This window comes from Dietzia sp. Die43 (assembly GCF_024519835.1).
Taxonomy (GTDB): Bacteria; Actinomycetota; Actinomycetes; order Mycobacteriales; family Mycobacteriaceae; genus Dietzia; species Dietzia kunjamensis.
In genome coordinates this window covers 121,079-138,017 of record NZ_JALJRF010000012.1, presented here as the reverse complement: position 1 = coordinate 138,017, position 16,939 = coordinate 121,079, and the positions used below count along the sequence as shown (strand labels likewise).

Annotated in this window: 15 protein-coding genes, 1 tRNA gene, 1 other RNA gene and 1 pseudogene; 11 read left to right on the top strand and 7 right to left on the bottom strand. The window is 71.4% G+C overall.

Annotated elements, in window-relative coordinates:
- Positions 1–4: 4 nt before the first annotated feature.
- Positions 5–1,366 (bottom strand): aspartate aminotransferase family protein, encoded by a 1,362-nt coding sequence (locus tag NR111_RS11925; RefSeq protein ID WP_067714604.1) that lies wholly within the window; start codon positions 1,364–1,366, stop codon positions 5–7.
- 143 nt (positions 1,367–1,509) lie between these two features.
- Positions 1,510–2,451, bottom strand: a complete 942-nt coding sequence (locus tag NR111_RS11920) for an exonuclease domain-containing protein (protein ID WP_256820866.1) — start codon at positions 2,449–2,451, stop codon at positions 1,510–1,512.
- Here NR111_RS11920 and NR111_RS11915 point away from each other — a divergent pair.
- From NR111_RS11915 to NR111_RS11900, 4 genes are all read left to right on the top strand, one after another.
- Entirely contained in the window at positions 2,450–2,572 is a 123-nt protein-coding gene (locus NR111_RS11915; protein WP_256820865.1) for a hypothetical protein, read from the top strand. The two genes, NR111_RS11920 and NR111_RS11915, sit on opposite strands and share 2 nt — an antisense overlap.
- A 44-nt stretch (positions 2,573–2,616) precedes the next feature.
- Positions 2,617–3,924: a MurT ligase domain-containing protein gene (locus NR111_RS11910; RefSeq protein ID WP_256820864.1), complete on the top strand. Its 1,308-nt coding sequence runs from the start codon at positions 2,617–2,619 to the stop codon at positions 3,922–3,924.
- Positions 3,921–4,754, top strand: coding sequence for a type 1 glutamine amidotransferase (locus NR111_RS11905; RefSeq protein ID WP_206473347.1), 834 nt, complete (start codon positions 3,921–3,923; stop codon positions 4,752–4,754). Before NR111_RS11910 ends, NR111_RS11905 begins: the two co-directional genes overlap by 4 nt.
- 174 nt (positions 4,755–4,928) lie before the next feature.
- Entirely contained in the window at positions 4,929–5,858 is a 930-nt protein-coding gene (locus tag NR111_RS11900) for an amidohydrolase family protein (RefSeq protein WP_256820863.1), read from the top strand.
- 231 nt (positions 5,859–6,089) lie between these two features.
- On the opposite strand, the pseudogene recR reads toward NR111_RS11900, so the two are convergent.
- The 5 genes and pseudogenes from recR to ffs all read right to left on the bottom strand — a co-directional run.
- Positions 6,090–6,695, bottom strand: a pseudogene (gene recR, locus NR111_RS11895) (recombination mediator RecR); the annotation flags it as partial.
- A gap of 112 nt (positions 6,696–6,807) precedes the next feature.
- Positions 6,808–7,143, bottom strand: coding sequence for a YbaB/EbfC family nucleoid-associated protein (locus NR111_RS11890; protein WP_067714618.1), 336 nt, complete (start codon positions 7,141–7,143; stop codon positions 6,808–6,810).
- 148 nt (positions 7,144–7,291) lie between these two features.
- Complete coding sequence (locus tag NR111_RS11885; RefSeq protein ID WP_256820862.1) at positions 7,292–10,063, bottom strand: DNA polymerase III subunit gamma and tau; 2,772 nt, start codon at positions 10,061–10,063, stop codon at positions 7,292–7,294.
- A 525-nt stretch (positions 10,064–10,588) separates the two neighbouring features.
- A complete protein-coding gene (locus NR111_RS11880) occupies positions 10,589–11,863 on the bottom strand; it encodes an aminotransferase class I/II-fold pyridoxal phosphate-dependent enzyme (RefSeq protein WP_256820861.1) in 1,275 nt (424 codons plus the stop codon).
- A gap of 59 nt (positions 11,864–11,922) precedes the next feature.
- Positions 11,923–12,017, bottom strand: an RNA gene (gene ffs, locus NR111_RS11875) — signal recognition particle sRNA small type.
- 118 nt (positions 12,018–12,135) lie between these two features.
- Here ffs and NR111_RS11870 point away from each other — a divergent pair.
- From NR111_RS11870 to nuoE, 7 genes are all read left to right on the top strand, one after another.
- A tRNA-Ser gene (locus tag NR111_RS11870) sits at positions 12,136–12,223 on the top strand.
- A gap of 212 nt (positions 12,224–12,435) precedes the next feature.
- The gene (locus tag NR111_RS11865; protein WP_374210719.1) at positions 12,436–12,855 is read left to right on the top strand and encodes a hypothetical protein; all 420 of its coding nucleotides are present in this window, start codon (positions 12,436–12,438) and stop codon (positions 12,853–12,855) included.
- Between the two features lie 250 nt (positions 12,856–13,105).
- Positions 13,106–13,465 carry an NADH-quinone oxidoreductase subunit A gene (locus tag NR111_RS11860; RefSeq protein WP_067714630.1) on the top strand — a complete coding sequence of 120 codons (360 nt, stop codon included), beginning with the start codon at positions 13,106–13,108 and terminating at the stop codon, positions 13,463–13,465.
- A 27-nt stretch (positions 13,466–13,492) separates the two neighbouring features.
- Positions 13,493–14,047: an NADH-quinone oxidoreductase subunit B family protein gene (locus tag NR111_RS11855; RefSeq protein WP_067714633.1), complete on the top strand. Its 555-nt coding sequence runs from the start codon at positions 13,493–13,495 to the stop codon at positions 14,045–14,047.
- Positions 14,044–14,796: an NADH-quinone oxidoreductase subunit C gene (locus NR111_RS11850; RefSeq protein ID WP_206473334.1), complete on the top strand. Its 753-nt coding sequence runs from the start codon at positions 14,044–14,046 to the stop codon at positions 14,794–14,796. Before NR111_RS11855 ends, NR111_RS11850 begins: the two co-directional genes overlap by 4 nt.
- Positions 14,793–16,145, top strand: coding sequence for an NADH dehydrogenase (quinone) subunit D (gene nuoD / locus NR111_RS11845; RefSeq protein WP_256820860.1), 1,353 nt, complete (start codon positions 14,793–14,795; stop codon positions 16,143–16,145). Before NR111_RS11850 ends, nuoD begins: the two co-directional genes overlap by 4 nt.
- Positions 16,142–16,939 (top strand): NADH-quinone oxidoreductase subunit NuoE, encoded by a 798-nt coding sequence (gene nuoE, locus NR111_RS11840; protein WP_256820859.1) that lies wholly within the window; start codon positions 16,142–16,144, stop codon positions 16,937–16,939. The genes nuoD and nuoE overlap by 4 nt, the downstream gene beginning before the upstream one ends.

Sequence of the window (16,939 nt, the reverse complement as noted above, 5' to 3'; positions counted from 1 at the left end):
ATGGTCAGCTCCTCACGTACTCGTCGGCCACGTCGAGTGCGCGGTCGAAGATGTCGAGGCCCTCGTTGGCCTCGTCCGGGGTGATGATGCACGGCGGCACCACGTGGAATCGGTTGTAGTTCATGAACAGCAGCAGGCCGTCGGACTTTGCCTTACCGAACGTGCGGGCCATGGCCTCCGATGATCCACCGTAGGGCGCGAGGGGCTCGCGTGTCTCGCGGTCGGCCACCATCTCCACGGCCCAGAACACGCCGAGGCCGCGGACCTCGCCGATGGAGGGGTGCTTCTCGGCGAGCTCGCGCAGGCGCGGGCCGATGACGTCCTCGCCGATCATCTTCGCGTTCTCGACGATCTTCTCGTCGCGCATGAGGTTGATCGTCGCGACCACGGAGGCGCAGGCCAGCGGGTGCCCGGCGTAGGTCAGGCCACCGGTGTAGGGCGTGGTCTCGAAGGAGGCGGCGATGCGGTCGTGCAGGATGACGCCGCCGAGCGGGACGTAACCCGAGTTCGAGCCCTTGGCGAAGGTGATGAGATCGGGCGCCCAGTCGTCGTCGCCGGAGCGGAAGTGGTCCAGGGCGAGCCACTCGCCGGTGCGGCCGAAGCCGGACATGACCTCGTCGCAGATCATGACGATGCCGTACTTGTCGCAGATCTCGCGCACGCCGCGCAGGTAGTCGGCGGGCGGCACCATGATGCCGACCGTGCCGGGCACCGACTCGATGATGAGGGCGGCGAAGTGGTCGGGTCCCTCGAGGCCGATGAGCGAGTCGAGGTGCTCGAGCGCCCGGTCGCATTCCTGCTTGTCGTTCTCGGCGTAGAACTGCGAGCGGTACAGGAACGGGGCGTGGAAGTGCACGGCGCCGGTGTTGCCCATGTCGTTGGCCCAGCGGCGGGTGTCACCGGTGAGGTTCATCGAGGTGGTGGTGGCGCCGTGGTAGCTGCGGAACGCCGACAGGGTCTTGTGGCGGCCGGTGTGGCGGCGGGCCATGCGGACGGCGTGCTCGACGGCCTCGGTGCCGGCGTTGGTGAAGAACACGCGGTTCATCCCGGCGGGCGCGACCTCGGCGACGAGGCGGGCGGCCTCGGCGCGGGCGGCGTTGGCGTGCGCCGGATTGATGGTGCACAGCTCGGCGGCCTGGTCCTGGATGGCCTTGACGACCACCGGGTGCTGATGGCCGATGTTGGTGTTGACCAGCTGCGAGGTGAAGTCGAGCAGCCGGTTGCCGTCCCCGTCGGTGAGGTGGCAGCCCTCGGCCGCGGTGACGACCATCGGGTCGCTCGAACCCCAGGCCGACCACGGGGTCAGGACGTGGGCGCGTTCCTTCTCGTAGACCTCACGGGCGGCGGCGTTCTGGGGTGCGGGCACTTGCGGTACTCCTGTGGTCGACGACGGTGGCCGTCGCCCATCATGTCAGTTCCGCCGCGCCGCCTCGGGCCAGCGCCCCACGATGCGGAACGCGGGGGTCTGGAGGCGCGGAACGCGGGCGCCGAGCAGCGCGGAGCGCGGGGTCAGAAGAGCGCCCCCTGCGCACTGTCCACGGCCTGGGCCCCGGCGACGGGCCGCCCGGGGGCGACGGCGGCGAGCATCTCCTCGAACCGGGCATACGGCACCAGCTCGAGCCCCTTCTTGCGGGCGAACGCGGTCCGACCTCGCACGGCACCCGGTGCGTCGCACACCGCGAGGGACGTGCGGGACGAGATGCGGTCGGCGACGTAGAGACCGGAGTCGACGACGAGGCCGGCGATCTCCTCCGGATCGCGGTCCACGTCCTGGGTGAAGACCACCTCCATGCCCTGCACCAGCCCGCCGCCGCGCTTCAGCCGCCCGGCCGGCCGCCACAGCCTGGGGGCGGCGAGGGCCTCCGCCCACACCGTGGACACGAGGTAGCCGGTCTCGGGGTGCGCCACCATCGCGTCGAGCTCGCGCACCTTCGGCTGCACGTCCTTGCCCCGGGCCACCTCGAGCAGCCCGGCGAACACCCCGGCCAACACGAGGGCGTCATCGTGGGCGTCGTGCGCGGCCCGCTGCTCCACCCCGAAGTGGGCGGCGAGCGTCGACAGTTTGAGGTCGGCGGTGGACAGGTGCAGCCGACCGGCGAAGTCCAGGGTGCAGAGGAACCGCTCGAGCGGGGCCGGGAGTCCTGCCCGGCGGGCCTCGGCCGCGAGGAACGACGCGTCGAAGGCGGCGTTGTGGGCGACGACCGTCCTCCCGTCGAGCACCCGGTCCAACTCGGCGGCCACGTCCGCGAAGCGTGGTTTGCCCGCGAGGAGTGCGGGGGTGAGGCCGTGCACGTGGACCGGCCCCGGGTCGACGCCCGGATTGAGCAGGGTCGTGAACTCCTCGACCACCTCGCCGTCGTCGTCGATCACCACCGCGGCCACCGACAACACACGGTCGACCGCCGGCGTCATCCCCGACGTCTCGACGTCCACCACCACCCAACCTGCCATGCCCACCATCGTCCCAGACCCCTACGACATCCCGGCCGTCACCGTCGCAGGTCACGGCGTTCACACCGCGATGGACACCGCGAGCGGCCGCCACGCGCTGGGCGGTGCGGTGCGGTTCTGAGGCGGCCGCGCTGCCCGGACGCCGCGCTGCCTAGACTCTGCGGCATGAGTTCCCCCGCGATCACCGCACTCACCCCCCGCGGCCGGGTGGCCGTGGCCGTCTCCCGGCTGGCGACCTGGGCGTCCCGGGTGTCGGGGCGCGGGTCGGGCGGGATGATCGGCGGCCTGGTGGCGCTCAAGCTCGATCCTGGCCTCATGCGCCAGCTCGCGGCGGGCCGGCGGACCGTGCTGGTCACGGGGACCAACGGCAAGTCGACGACGACGAGGATGGTCGCCTCCGCCCTGTCGACCGTGGGCCGGGTCGCCTCGAACGCGAACGGCGACAACATGGATGCCGGGATCGTGTCCGCTCTCGGGGCCGACCGGGTGGCCGGGTTGGCCGCCATCGAGGTCGACGAGCTCCACACGCCCGCGGTCGCCGAGAACACGACGCCCGAGGCGATCGTGCTGCTCAACCTCAGCCGCGACCAGCTTGACCGGGTCGGGGAGATCAACGCCATCGAGCGCCGGCTGCGCGCCGGGGTGGCCGCGCAGCCGCAGGCGACGGTGGTGGCGAACTGCGACGACGTGATGATCACCTCCGTGGCGTACGACAACCCGTCCGTGGTCTGGGTGGCCGCCGGGTCCGCGTGGGCGGGCGACTCGGTGAGCTGCCCGCGCACCGGCGAACCCATCTCGCGGACGGTGGACTCCACCGGGGCCGTGCGGTGGCGGTCGGAGGGCACGCTGCCCGACGGCCGGACGTTCGAGCGGCCCGAGCCGGACTGGTGGGTCGACGACGACGCGATCCACGGGCCCGACGGATTCACCGCCCCCATGACGCTGGCCATCCCGGGCCGGGCCAACCGGGGCAACGCCGCGCAGGCCGTCGCCGCCGCCGTGGCGATGGGCGCCGACCCCGCCGCCGCGGTCCGGGCGGTGGAGCAGGTCGACGACGTGGCCGGGCGCTACTCGACCGTCGACGTGGACGGGCGGGCCGCACACCTGCTGCTGGCCAAGAACCCGGCCGGCTGGCAGGAGGCGCTCGGCATGATCGACACCTCCGCCGACGGCCTGGTGATCGCGGTCAACGGGCAGGTCGCCGACGGCGTGGACCTGTCGTGGTTGTGGGACGTGCGCTTCGAGAGCTTCGAGGGCGTGACCGTCTACGCCTCGGGCGAGCGGGCGGCGGATCTGTCCGTGCGGCTGACATACGCCGGGGTCCGACACGAGCTGGAACCTGATCCGCTGGCCGCGATCCGGCGTTGTCCCCCGGGGCGGGTCGAGGTGCTGGCAAACTACACCGCGTTCCGCGACCTGGGGCGGGCGATCGCCGCAACGGGAAAGGCTCAGATGGGAGGGACCCAGTCATGACTACTCAGGACCCGCGCAACGCCGGGGGCCGCGACGCCGGCGCCTCGGCCTCACCGCTGGACACTGTCGCCGCGGACTCTCCCCGTCCCTCCGAGTCGACCGTGCGGATCGGCCTGGTCCTGCCCGACGTCATGGGTACGTACGGCGACGACGGCAACTCGTTAATCCTGCGTCAGCGCCTGAGGTGGCGCGGATTCGACGCCGAGATCGTGCGCATCACCCTGGAGGACGAGGTCCCCGACTCGTGCGACCTCTACACCGTGGGCGGTGGCGAGGACGCGGCGCAGAAGCTGGCGTCCCGGCACCTGACCGCGTCGCCGGGGCTGCAGCGGGCGGTGGAGCGCGGCGCGCCGGTCCTGGCGATCTGTGCCGGGATGCAGGTGTTCGGCGAGTGGTTCGTCGTCTCGGACGGCTCGCGCGCGCCGGGGCTCGGGCTGCTGGACGTCACCACGTCTCCGCAGGCGACCCGCTCGATCGGCGAGCTGGTGGTCACGCCGCAGGTCGACGGCCTGACGCAGCCGCTCACGGGCTTCGAGAACCACATGGGCGCCACCGTGTTGGGCTCCGACGCCGCTCCCCTGGGCCGGGTCACCTCCGGTGTGGGCAACGGTGTGCCGGCCGGTCAGTCGGTCCCCGCCGGCGGGTTGGTCGAGGGTGTGGTGCAGGGCTCGATCATCGCCACCTATATGCACGGGCCGGTGCTGGCCCGCAATCCGGAGCTCGCCGACCTGCTGCTGTGCCGCGCGCTGGGCGTGGACTCGCTACCGCCGGTCGAGGTGCCGGCGGTGGAGCGGCTGCGCCGCGAGCGGATCGCCGCCGCTCGCCGCTGAGCTGCCCCGATCTCCCCTCCGACTATTGATACGCGCTGCGGCGCCCGCGGGCGGATCGCATACCGAGGGGCGGATTCGTGTCGTGACCGCGAGGTCGTCAGCGTCCGGGGGTGAAGATGGCCGCGGACGCCCGAACGACCGGCGGGTCGGCGCCTCTGACATACCCTCGGTGACATGTGTGAACACCACGGCGCCGCCACACTCACCGAGACCGTGTCCCCGCCCGACCCCGCCGTCGAGGCAGCGCTGGTCCGCGCGTTGTGGGAGCCGCTGGGGCTACCGGGGATCATCGACGTCCACACCCATTTCATGCCAACACGGGTCATGGACAAGGTGTGGGACTATTTCGACGCCGCCGGCCCCAAGATCGGGCGACCCTGGCCCATCACGTACCGGGAGGCCGAGGACGAGCGCGTCGAGCGGCTGCGCTCGTACGGGGTGCTGGCGTTCTCGTCGATGCTGTACCCGCACAAGCCCGAGATGGGGGCCTGGCTCAACGCGTGGGCCGCGGAGTTCGCCTCCCGGCACCCGGACTGCCTGCACACGGCGACCTTCTACCCCGAGCCGGCGGCGGGCGACTACGTCCGGGATGCAGTCGACGCCGGGGCCCGGGTGTTCAAGTCGCACATCCAGGTGGGCGAGTACGACCCCCGCGATCCGCTGCTCGACCCCGTATGGGGCGTGCTGTCCGAGGCGCAGGTGCCGACGGTCATCCACTGCGGTTCGGGCCCGGTGGCCGGCGAGTTCACGGGCCCCGAGCCGGTGGCTGGGGTGCTCGAGCGGTTCCCGGATCTGCCGCTGATCGTCGCCCATATGGGGATGGGTGAGTACTCGGCTTTCCTCGATCTGGCCGAGCGGTACGAGAACGTCTACTTGGACACGACGATGGCGTTCACGGACTTCGTCGAGGAGACCATGCCGTTTCCGGAGGCCGAGCGCGGTCGCCTGGCCGATCTGGGCCACAAGATCCTGCTGGGGACCGATTTCCCGAACATCCCGTACCCGTACGCGCACCAGCTCGAAGCCCTGGCCGGGCTCGGGCTCGGCGACGACTGGCTACGGGCGGTGTGGCACGGAAACTCCGCGAGGCTGTTCGGGCTCTGACTCCGCGCCCGGGTAGCCGATCTCCGGGCTCGGTGCGGGGTCGGCCGGGGCCGGGGCCGGGGCCCACGCGTCAGGGGCGGGCGGGGTGTCCTGGGCGGGCGCCGAGTTCGGCGCGGCTACCGCGGGATGCGCGGGCGCTGCGTTCTGGGCGGGAACCGCGGGCTGCGCGGGGTCGATCTGCTCGGGGCGAAGCACGCCGCCCGACCGCGGGGCCTGGGCGGGGCCACCGGAGAGGATGCGACGCCCCGACAGCGCGCTGCCGAGTGTGAGCTCGTCGGCGAATTCCAGGTCGGCGCCCATCGGCAGCCCGGACGCCAGCCGGCTCACCACGAGGTCGGGGAACGGCCGCAGCAGGCGGGCCAGGTAGGTGCTGGTGGCCTCGCCGGTGGTGTTGGGATCGGTCGCGATGATGATCTCGGCGATCTCCTCGCCCTCGGCCTCCCCACCGACCCGCCGCATCAGCCCGGCGATGCGCAGCTCGTTGGGTCCGATGCCGTTGATGGGGTCGAGAGCCCCGCCGAGCACGTGGTAGAGCCCGCGGAATTCGCGGGTGCGCTCAATGGCCTCGATGTCCTTGGGTTCCTCGACCACGCAGATGAGCGTGGGGTCGCGGCGCGGGTCCGAGCAGATACGGCAACGCTCGGCCGCCGCGACGGTCCCGCAGACCTCGCAGTAGGTGACGCCCTCGACCACGGCCTGCAGCGCGGAGCGGAGGCGTTCGACGGAGTCGGGCTCGGCCTGCAGCAGGTGGAAGGCCAGACGTTGCGCAGACTTCGGACCGATGCCCGGCAGCTTGCCGAACTCGTCGATCAGGTTCTGGACCGGTCCCTCGTACATCGCGCTTTCCTGTGCTCTTGCTGGCCCGACGACGGCTGCGTCGCCGGGTGGCGGGTCCGATTACGGGTCGGAACCCGATGGCGGGGCCCGGAACGTGCCGGGCCCCGCGGGCTCACATTCCCAGTCCGCCCATCATGTCGCCGAGGCCGCCACCGGAGGCCAGCGGGCCGAGGCGGGACTCGGCGAGTTCCTGCACTTTAGTGTGGGCGTCGCCGAACGCGCCGACGAGGAGGTCCTGGAGCGTCTCGATGTCCTCGGGGTCGACGACCTTCGGGTCGATCGTGACGCCGGTGACCTCACCGGTGCCGCGCATGGAGACGGTGACGAGTCCGCCGCCCGCCTGACCGTCGACGGTGCTCGCGGCGATCTCCTGCTGCGCCTCGGCGAGCTGGGCCTGCATCTGCTGTGCCTGCTGGAGCAGGGCGTTCATGTCGGGTCCGGGCTGCATGGCGGGGTCCTTTCGGCGGTGTGCGGGGCAGTGCTGAGTTCATGCCTGTTGTTCAGGCCTGAACCTGCCGGGGCGGCCCCGGTCGGTCGGTTCCCAGCGTAACCGTCCGGTAGGACACCGTGCCCCGGCGCGCGGCGGTCCGGGTGGGTCAGCGCTCGAGCGGGCGGGCCCCGAGGTGCTCCTTGAGCAGGGCCAACGCGATGTCCTCACCGGTCCGGTGGTCGAGGTTCTGGGGGCCACTGCGGGCCTCGTCCACCATCTCCTCCTCGCTGACCGGCTGCGGGGGCGGGCTGTTGGGCTCGCCCGGTTCCGGCTCCGGCTCCTCGGGCGGCGGCGGGATGTCGTCGTACCCGCCGCCCGAGCGACCGCCGCCCTGGCCCCGCCCCGCGTCCGCACCGCGCAGGCGACGCTCCCAGCCCCGCGGCTCGCCCTGGGGCGCGCCGGGGGCGTCAGTAGGGCCCGCGGCGGATCCCCGTCCGGGTGCTGGAGGAGACGCATCGGCGGGAGCCGCGGCGTCCCCGGCTGCCGCGGCGTCCCCGGCTGCCGCGGACGCGGAGCCCGACGTGCAGCGGATGGTCCAGTCGCCGCCCACGACCTCGGTGATCGAGTCGGTGATCGCGGTGGCGTTGTGTGGCTGCGAGAGACGCTTGGCCAGCGGTGCGTAGTCGTGCACCAGATGGATCACCCGGCCGTCCACCCCGGCGACCGTCGCGCCAGCGAGCATCACCTCCACCGTGCGGGTGCGGGTGCGGACGGCGTCGCGGATGGCGGGCCAGGCCCGGCGGATGTCCTCGGCCTCGATCCCGGGTGCGGCATCCGCGGGCGCGGACGCCGCCTCGGGCTGTGTCTCCGGGTCCGGCCCGGACGACGCCTGCTCCGGAACCGATGCCGGCGGCACGGGTGCGGACTGCTCGGTCGCGGTTGCGGGATGTTCGCGCCACGGGTCGTCGGTCTGCGCCGGCGCGGGAGCGGGTGCGGGAGCGGGCGCGGGCGCGGGTGGGGCCGACGCGGCGGCAGGAGCCGAGTCGGCGCCGGCCGCGGTTGCCTGCGCAGGATCCGGAGCGCCCGCTCGGGCAGTTGGCGCCTCGGTACCCGCGTCGGAACCTGCGGCGGGTGCGGTCTGTGCAGCGTTCGCGGCGTCGGGACGAGCGGCGGGCTCGGATGCCGGCCCGGGCAGTGCGTCACCCACGGGCTGCTGCTCGGAGGTCGGCGGCTGCGCCGACTGCGGGGACTGTGCCGACTGCGAGGACTGTGCCGACTGCCGGGACTGAGCGTGCTGCGAGGACTCCGACACGGGAGTCCGGTTCGCCGCGATCTGCTCCGCGACGGACCCGGCGGGCACGGCCGGGGCGGCGGGGTCGTCTGCCACGGCGGGCTGGTTCGGCGCTTCGGTCCCAGTCGCCGCTGCCGGCTCAGTCGGCGCGGCGGGTCGACTCGGCGCGGACTCGGCGGCGGCGTGCGTTGGCGCAGGCGTCGGAGGCGGCGTCGGAGCCGGAGGCGCAGCTGCAGCCGGAGCCGGAGCCGGAGCCGGGGTCGACGGCGCACCCTGGCCAGCCGGCTCCGGAGACCGCGGCGCCGCCTGATCGGCGGCGGGCGCGGCCTGCTGCTGCGACCGCCGCACGAACTTGGGCCGCCCCTCGGCCTGGCCGGCAGCCTGCGGCCCCGGTCCGCCGGCGGAGTCGGGGCGGAACTCGTCGTCGTCGCCCCGAGGCGCCCCTCCCGGCGTGGATCCACCGCCACCAGCGGCACCCGCCGCGGCGGCCGGCCGCACGGCACCCGACTCGAGCGACTCGACACGCTGCAGCAGCGCGATCATGGAATCGTCCGCCGAGGGCAGGAGCAGCTTGGCGCAGAGGATCTCCAACAACAGCCGCGGCGAGGTGGCCCCGCGCATCGACCCCATCCCCTCGTGCACCATGTCGGCGCAGCGGGCGAGAGTGGCGGGCCCGATGTTCTCGGCCTGACGCCGCATGGTCTCGGCCTGCTCGACCGGCGCGTCGACGAGCCCACGCTCGATCGCCTGCGGCACGGACTGCACCATGATGAGGTCGCGCAGCCGCTGCAGCAGATCGGCGGCGAACCGACGCGGGTCGTGCCCGGCCTCGACCACCTTGTCGACGGTCCGGAACAGCGTGGCCCCGTCGCCGGCGGCCAGCGAATCCACCGTGTCGTCGATGAGCGCGACCTCGGTCGCCCCGAGCAGGCTCACCGCGCGCGGATAGGTGATGCCCTCGTCACCGGCGCCGGCCATGAGCTGGTCCAGCACACTGAGAGTGTCTCGCGGCGATCCCCCACCGGACCGGATGACCAGCGGGAACACGGTCGGCTCGACCTGCACACCCTCCTGATCGCAGATCCGCTCGAGCAGCCCGCGCATCGACGTGGGCGTGAGCAACCGGAAGGGGTAGTGGTGTGTGCGCGAGCGGATGGTGGGCAACACCTTCTCCGGCTCGGTGGTGGCGAAGATGAAGATGAGGTGCTCCGGCGGCTCCTCCACGATCTTCAGCAGCGCGTTGAAGCCCGCGTTGGTGACCATGTGGGCCTCGTCGATGATGAGCACCCGGTACCGCGAGGACGCCGGCGCGAAGAACGCCCGCTCGCGCAGGTCACGCGTGTCATCGACGCCGCCGTGGCTGGCCGCGTCGAGCTCGGTGACGTCGAGGGTCCCGTGGCCACCGGGCGCCAGCGCCACGCACGAATCGCATTCGCCGCACGGGTCGGCGGTGGGCCCCTGCACGCAGTTGAGCGAGCGGGCGAGGATGCGGGCGGACGAGGTCTTGCCGCAGCCGCGCGGGCCGGAGAAGAGGTAGGCGTGGTTGATACGACCGGAGGACAACGCCACCGAGAGCGGTTCGGTGACGTGCTCCTGGCCCACGACCTCGGCGAAGGAGGCGGGGCGGTACTTCCGATAGAGAGCCACGCCTAGAGGGTACCCAGGGGGTACGACGACGAGGACTTCCGCTTCCGACGACGATCACGCGTGATCCGGGATGGACCGAAATGACCGGAGGGGCCGCGTCATACGCAGCCCCTCCCGACGTCCCTCGCGCGCGGATCGGGCCCCCTCAGACCCCCGCAGCACGGTTCCCGAACCGATATCGGACACCGGCCCCTCACAGCCCCTCAGCTGTCTCCGGTGTCCGCATCCCTCTAGCTCGGACCACTCCGATACAACCAGACGGCCCCGGCCCGGACAAGACCGCACTTGCGTTGACAATTGCTCAACAGGCCGGGTGAATTACATTCATGCAGGTGACAGGCTTACCTAAGCTACGGACATCCACATTCACACTATGGGAATGTGTCCGAGATCACTGAGCGGCAGACGTGCTGGTCACCTGTCAATTCCCCGCTCCCAGGATTAGATACCGGAGTACAGTCCGTTAAGGGCTCCGCTTAACGCGGATGACGCAGTTGTTACACGCCGCGCGGGCCGAGCGATCGCTCAGTCGGCGAGCGCCGCGCGACAGGCCGCGAGAAGGGCGCACAGGCCCACGACATCCATGGCGGCCTCGACCTCGGCCAGCGGCGGGAGCGTGGGCGCCAGACGTATGTGACGGTCGTCGGGATCCTTGCCGTACGGGTACGCGGACCCGGCCGGCGTGAGGGCCACCCCGGCCTCCTTGGCCAGGCGGACGGTCTCGGTGGCGGTGCCGTCGACCACCTCGAGGTCGATGAAGTACCCGCCCTCGGGACAGGTCCAGCCGGCCACGTCGTACTCGCCGAGCCGGTGGGCCAGGGCCGCGGCGGCGGCCTCGAACTTCGGCGCGATGACCTCGCGGTGGCGGAGCATGTGGTCGCGCACCCCGTCGGCATCACCGAAAAAGCGGGCGTGCGCGAGCTGGTTGACCTTGTTCGGCCCGATGGAGCGCACGGAGGTGTGGCCGAGGTACCAGTCGAGATTGGCCCGCGAGGCGGAGAAGAACGACACACCCGCGCCGGCGAACGTGATCTTGGAGGTCGAGCACACCTGCCAGAAGCGGTTGGGGTGACCCGCCTCGGCGGCCAGCGTGTCCACGTCCGGGACCTTGGGGAAATCCTCGGTGAGCGTGTGGACGACGTAGGCGTTGTCCCAGACGATCCGGAAGTCCGGGGCGGCGGTCGCCATGCGCGCGAGCCGGGACACTGTGTGGTCGTCGTACACCGCGCCGGTCGGGTTGGCGAAAATCGGGACGCACCACATGCCCTTGATGGACGGGTCGTTCGACACGAGACGCTCGACCTCGTCCATATCCGGACCGGTCGGCCCCAGCGGCACCGGGATCATCTCGATCCCCAGCGCCTCGGTGATGTTGAAGTGGCGGTCGTAACCGGGCACGGGGCACAGCCAGCGCAGGACCGGCTCGTCCTTCCACGCACGCTGGGAGTCGGGCGTGCCGAAGAGCATGGAGAACGTCAGCAGGTCGTACATGATCGACAGGCTCGCGTTGTCCTGGGCGATCACGCGGTCGGTCTCGACCCCGAGCAACTCGGCGATGATCGACCGCAGTTCCGGCAGGCCCGCGCCGCCGCCGTAGTTGCGGACGTCCGTCTTACCCGCCGTGTGGTCACCCTCCCCCGGCAGCGACAGCAGCCGCTCGGACAGGTCCAGCTGTTCGGGCGAGGGCTTTCCGCGGGTGAGGTCGAGGGCCAAGCCCTTGTCGGCCAGCGCGTCGTACTCGGCGGCCAGTTGCGACTCGAGTCGGGCGAGTTCGTCGGCGGGGAGATCGGACAGTGCCACTGTGGCCTCCGGCGGGATCGACAACTTCGGTGTTGGTGCCCTAAGACATGTCCCAAGACATAAGGGGACCCCGCGCACCCGCCAGAGCCCGCTGACCCTTGCTGCCTTCCGGCCCTGGGGGAGTTCACAGGATGGACGCCGCGCGGGGTCCACGGATGAGTCTAACCGCCCCGCCTCCCGCGCCGCACCCCACCCGCCTCCCGGGCCGCGATCCGACCCCCCTCGGCCCCGCGGTTTGCCTCTGCTTGCGCGTCCTGGGTATTCTCCTCCACGGAGGATTCGCCTAGTGGCCTATGGCGCTCGCCTGGAACGCGGGTTGGGGTTTATAGCCCCTCAGGGGTTCAAATCCCCTATCCTCCGCCGCAGACGCGGCCCGGAGCTTTCGAGCCCGGGCCGCGTCGCTCATTTCGGCCCCGGTTGACCCTGCCGCCCCGCCCCTCTCCGGCTTGCGCGCCCCCTTTGCACACCGAACGCCCAGGTGCGCGCCCTCTAGGGTCCATTCCGGCAGCGCAAGCCGACTCCGCAGCGCAACCCGCCACCCGCGACCACCCACGCTCGGTAGGCTCGCGATCGTGACCGAGACCACGGGCGGCCGGACCGTTGACGACGACGTCGCCCTGCGGGTCCTCGTCTACAGCCACGACGCAGCCACCCGCAGCCGCGTGATGTCCGCCCTCGGCACCCGCCCGCACCCGGACCTGCCCCGGCTGACGTACCTCGAGGTCGCCACGGCCCCGGTCGCCCTCGAGCACCTCGACGCCGGCGGGGTCGACCTGGCGATCCTCGACGGCGAGGCGACGCCCACCGGCGGACTCGGCCTGGCCAAGCAGCTGCGGGACGAGCTCGACCGCTGCCCGCCGGTGCTCGTTCTCATCGGCCGGGCGGACGACCGATGGCTCGCCGACTGGTCCCGCGCGGACGCCTCGGTGCCCCACCCGATCGACCCGCTGCGCCTGCGCGACGTGGTCAACGGGCTTCTCGCCCCCGCCTGACACCGGCCCCGCGGCCGCGCGCACTCTGCCCCGCGCCCGGAGAACCCGACCGACACGCCGTCTGTCCGAACCCCCGACTTTCGCCAACACAGTGTGAGTAGAGTCACAGTAGTGGGCCGCACAGTGAACGGCCCGCCGGGGAGACGGACGACCGGACCCCATCAGCGCCGGTCGCTCGAACCCCCTGCGGTTGCAGTAGAGGCCCGCCCACAGGCGGCTTCTCATCACAAGCGCGAGGAGTGACGCCGACGTGAACGAATACGTGCCCATCCTGGTACTCGGGGCCCTGGCCGTCGCCTTCGCCGTCTTCTCCTCGGGCGTGTCCTCCTTCGCGGGGCCCAGTCGGTTCAACCGCGCCAAGCTCGAGGCCTACGAGTGCGGCATCCAGCCCACGCCGCAGCCGGCGGGCGGCGGCCGCTTCCCGGTGAAGTACTACCTCACCGCGATGCTGTTCATCATCTTCGGCATCGAGATCCTCTTCCTCTACCCGTGGGCCGTCCACTTCGACCAGCTCGGCGTGTTCGGGCTGGCCGCGATGGCCCTGTTCGTGTTCAACGTCTCCGTCGCCTACGCCTACGAGTGGCGCCGTGGCGGACTGAGCTGGGACTGACCCGGAGAGTCGGAGAGGAGCGCCGAGATGGGACTCGAGGAGAAGGTGCCGGCCGGCTTCCTGCTGACCACGGTCGAGCAGCTGGCGGGCTACATGCGCAAGGGCTCGCTGTGGCCGGCGACGTTCGGTCTGGCGTGCTGCGCGATCGAGATGATGTCCACGAGCGGCGGCCGCTACGACCTGGCCCGCTTCGGCACGGAGGTCTTCCGCGCGTCCCCCCGACAGGCCGATCTCATGATCGTCGCGGGGCGGGTCTCGCAGAAGATGGCCCCGGTCCTGCGGCAGGTGTACGACCAGATGGCCGAGCCCAAGTGGGTCCTGTCGATGGGCGTGTGCGCGTCGTCGGGCGGGATGTTCAACAACTACGCGATCGTGCAGGGCGTCGACCACATCGTGCCCGTCGACATATACCTGCCCGGATGTCCGCCGCGGCCGGAGATGCTCATGCACGCGATCATCACGCTGCATGACAAGATCCAGAACATGCCGCTGGGCGCGAACCGGGCCGAGGCGATCCGTGCCGCGGAGCAGGCCGCGCTCGACCAGCGTCCGCTCATCCCCGTCGAGGGGATGTTCCGATGACCGATCGTCGCCCGGACTCCGGCGCCGCGGACCGCGACCGGGCCCCCGACGCACCGAACCCACCCGACCGCACGGACAGCCCTGACGCGGACACCGTCGGCGTGCGCCACGGCATGTTCGGCGTCCGTGGCTCCGGGGACACCACCGGGTTCGGGGGCCTCGTGCGCCCGACCGAGATGCCCGGCAGTACCCCACCGCCCTACGAGGACGACGACGACGAGGTCATCCGCGCGCTCACCGCGGCCCTGCACCAGCGGGGTGGGCCGAGTTTTCAGGAGGCCGTCGAGAAGGTCGTGGTCCACTGCGGGCAACTCACCCTGCACGTGGAGCGGGAGCACCTACCGGCGGTGGCCCTGACCCTCAGGGACGCCCCGGACCTGCGCTTCGAGATGTCGTTGGGCGCCAGCGGGGTGCACTATCCCGACGCTTCGGGCCGGGAGCTGCACGTGGTGTATCCGCTGCAGTCCATCACCCACAACCGTCGCGTCATGCTCGAGACGTCGGCCCCGGACGCGGATCCGCACATCCCCACGCTGACCCGCGTGTATCCCACGACGGACTGGCACGAGCGGGAGACGTACGACTTCTTCGGCGTCGTCTTCGACGGCCATCCGTCGCTGACGCGGATCGAGATGCCGGACGACTGGGAGGGCCATCCGCAGCGCAAGGACTACCCGCTGGGCGGGATCCCGGTGCAGTACAAGGGTGCGACCATCCCGCCGCCGGATCAGCGGAGGGCGTACTCATGACCGCCGATCGCACCCGCGCGAGGCGCTCGGGCCGCTCGGCCCGTGCCGACCGCGCCGCGGACTCCGACACGATCCTCACCGCCTCCGGACAGGACTGGGACGCGATCAGCGAGGCCGCGCGCAACGCCGACGACGACCGCATCGTGGTCAACATGGGCCCGCAACACCCGTCCACGCACGGGGTGCTGCGGCTGATCCTGGAGATCGAGGGCGAGACGGTCAGCAAGGCCCAGTGCGGGATCGGTTACCTGCACACGGGCATCGAGAAGAACCTGGAGTACCGCTACTGGACCCAGGGCGTGACGTTCGTGACGCGGATGGACTACCTGTCGCCGTTCTACAACGAGGTCGCCTTCTGCCTCGGCGTGGAGAAGCTGCTCGGGATCTCGGACCTGGTGCCGCCGAGGGCGTCGGTCATCCGGGTGATGCTCATGGAGCTCAACCGGATCTCCTCCCACATGGTCGCGCTGGCCACCGGCGCGCTGGAGCTGGGTGCGAGCACACCGATGCTGTTCGGATTCCGCGAGCGGGAGCTGGTCCTGGATGTCTTCGAGGTCATCACCGGTCTGCGGATGAACCACGCCTATGTCCGGCCCGGTGGCGTGGTCCAGGACCTGCCCGACGACGCGGTGCCCAAGGTGCGCGAACTGCTCGAGGTGATGCCCGGGCGGATCCGCGAGATGGAACTCCTGCTGCGCGAGAACCCCATCTGGAAGATGCGGCTGCAGGACGTCGGCTACCTCGACCTCACCGGGTGCATGGCCCTCGGCGTGACCGGCCCGGTCCTGCGGGCCACCGGTCTGCCCCACGACGTGCGCCGGTCCGACCCGTACTGCGGATACGAGGACTACGAGTTCGACGTCATCACCGGGTCGGCGAGCGACTGCTACGACCGGTTCGTCATCCGGGTCGAGGAGATGAAGGAGTCGCTGAAGATCGTCGAACAGTGCCTGGACCGGCTCGAGCCCGGGCCGGTGATGGTCGACGACCCCAAGATCGCCTGGCCCGCCCAGCTCAAGGTGGGACCAGACGGGCTCGGCAACTCCGCCGAGCACATCCGCACGATCATGGACAGCTCCATGGAGGCGCTGATCCACCACTTCAAGCTGGTCACCGAGGGCTTTCCGGTCCCGCCGGGCCAGGTCTACGTGCCGGTGGAGTCCCCCCGCGGCGAGCTGGGGGTGCACATGGTCTCCGACGGCGGGACCCGCCCGTACCGGGTGCACTACCGCGACCCGTCGTTCACCAATCTGCAGGCCGTGGCAGCGATGTGCGAGGGCGGGATGCTCTCCGACGTCATCGCCGCGGTCGCCAGCATCGACCCCGTGATGGGAGGGGTGGACCGATGAGCAGCACGGAGTCGACGAGTAGAGAACCGGTGTTCCTGCAGTTCGGGCAGCAGCCCGACGAGCCGGGGGCGATCGTCCGGCCCGACGCCCGCCGGCGCTACCCCGACGACGTCCTGACGCGACTGCGGGCCGACGCCGAGGTGATCATCGCCCGCTATCCGCAGGCCCGGTCGGCGTTGCTGCCACTCCTCCACCTCGTCCAGGCCGAGGACGGGCATCTCACGCCCGCCGGCATCGAGTTCTGTGCCCTCGCCGTCGGACTCACCTCCGCCGAGGTCATGGCGGTCGCCACCTTCTACTCGATGTATCGGCGCACGCCCACGGGCGACTACCTGGTCGGGGTATGCACCAACACGCTGTGCGCGGTGATGGGCGGCGACGAGATCTACGCCGACCTGCGTGACCACCTGGGGCTCGACGGGCCCGGCACCACCGACGACGGCCGCGTGACGCTCGAGCGCATCGAGTGCAACGCGGCCTGCGACTACGCCCCGGTGATGATGGTCAACTGGGAGTTCTTCGACGACCAGACCCCCGCCTCCGCCCGGCAGGTCGTGGACGACCTGCGGGCCGGCCGGACGGTGACCCCGACCCGGGGCGCTCCGTTGTGCACGTTCCGGGAGACCTCCCGCATCCTCGCCGGCTTCCCCGACACCCGCCCCGGCGCGAACGACGGCGCCCCCGGCGACGCGACCCTGGTCGGGCTGCGGATCGCCCGCGAACACGACATGCGCGCCCCCGCTGCGCCGACCGACCCCGGTGCACCCACCGCCGCGCCGGACGAGGAGGCCTGA

Bases quoted from the DNA above. Each gene is read 5' to 3' on its own strand.
- NR111_RS11915 (WP_256820865.1), top strand. From the start codon at position 2,450: ATGCCCACCATCGTCCCAGACCCCTACGACATCCCGGCCGTCACCGTC.
- NR111_RS11920 (WP_256820866.1), bottom strand. From the start codon at position 2,451: ATGGCAGGTTGGGTGGTGGTGGACGTCGAGACGTCGGGGATGACGCCG.
- NR111_RS11910 (WP_256820864.1), top strand. From the start codon at position 2,617: ATGAGTTCCCCCGCGATCACCGCACTCACCCCCCGCGGCCGGGTGGCC.
- NR111_RS11905 (WP_206473347.1), top strand. From the start codon at position 3,921: ATGACTACTCAGGACCCGCGCAACGCCGGGGGCCGCGACGCCGGCGCC.
- NR111_RS11900 (WP_256820863.1), top strand. From the start codon at position 4,929: ATGTGTGAACACCACGGCGCCGCCACACTCACCGAGACCGTGTCCCCG.
- NR111_RS11890 (WP_067714618.1), bottom strand. From the start codon at position 7,143: ATGCAGCCCGGACCCGACATGAACGCCCTGCTCCAGCAGGCACAGCAG.
- NR111_RS11855 (WP_067714633.1), top strand. From the start codon at position 13,493: ATGGGACTCGAGGAGAAGGTGCCGGCCGGCTTCCTGCTGACCACGGTC.
- NR111_RS11850 (WP_206473334.1), top strand. From the start codon at position 14,044: ATGACCGATCGTCGCCCGGACTCCGGCGCCGCGGACCGCGACCGGGCC.
- nuoD (WP_256820860.1), top strand. From the start codon at position 14,793: ATGACCGCCGATCGCACCCGCGCGAGGCGCTCGGGCCGCTCGGCCCGT.
- nuoE (WP_256820859.1), top strand. From the start codon at position 16,142: ATGAGCAGCACGGAGTCGACGAGTAGAGAACCGGTGTTCCTGCAGTTC.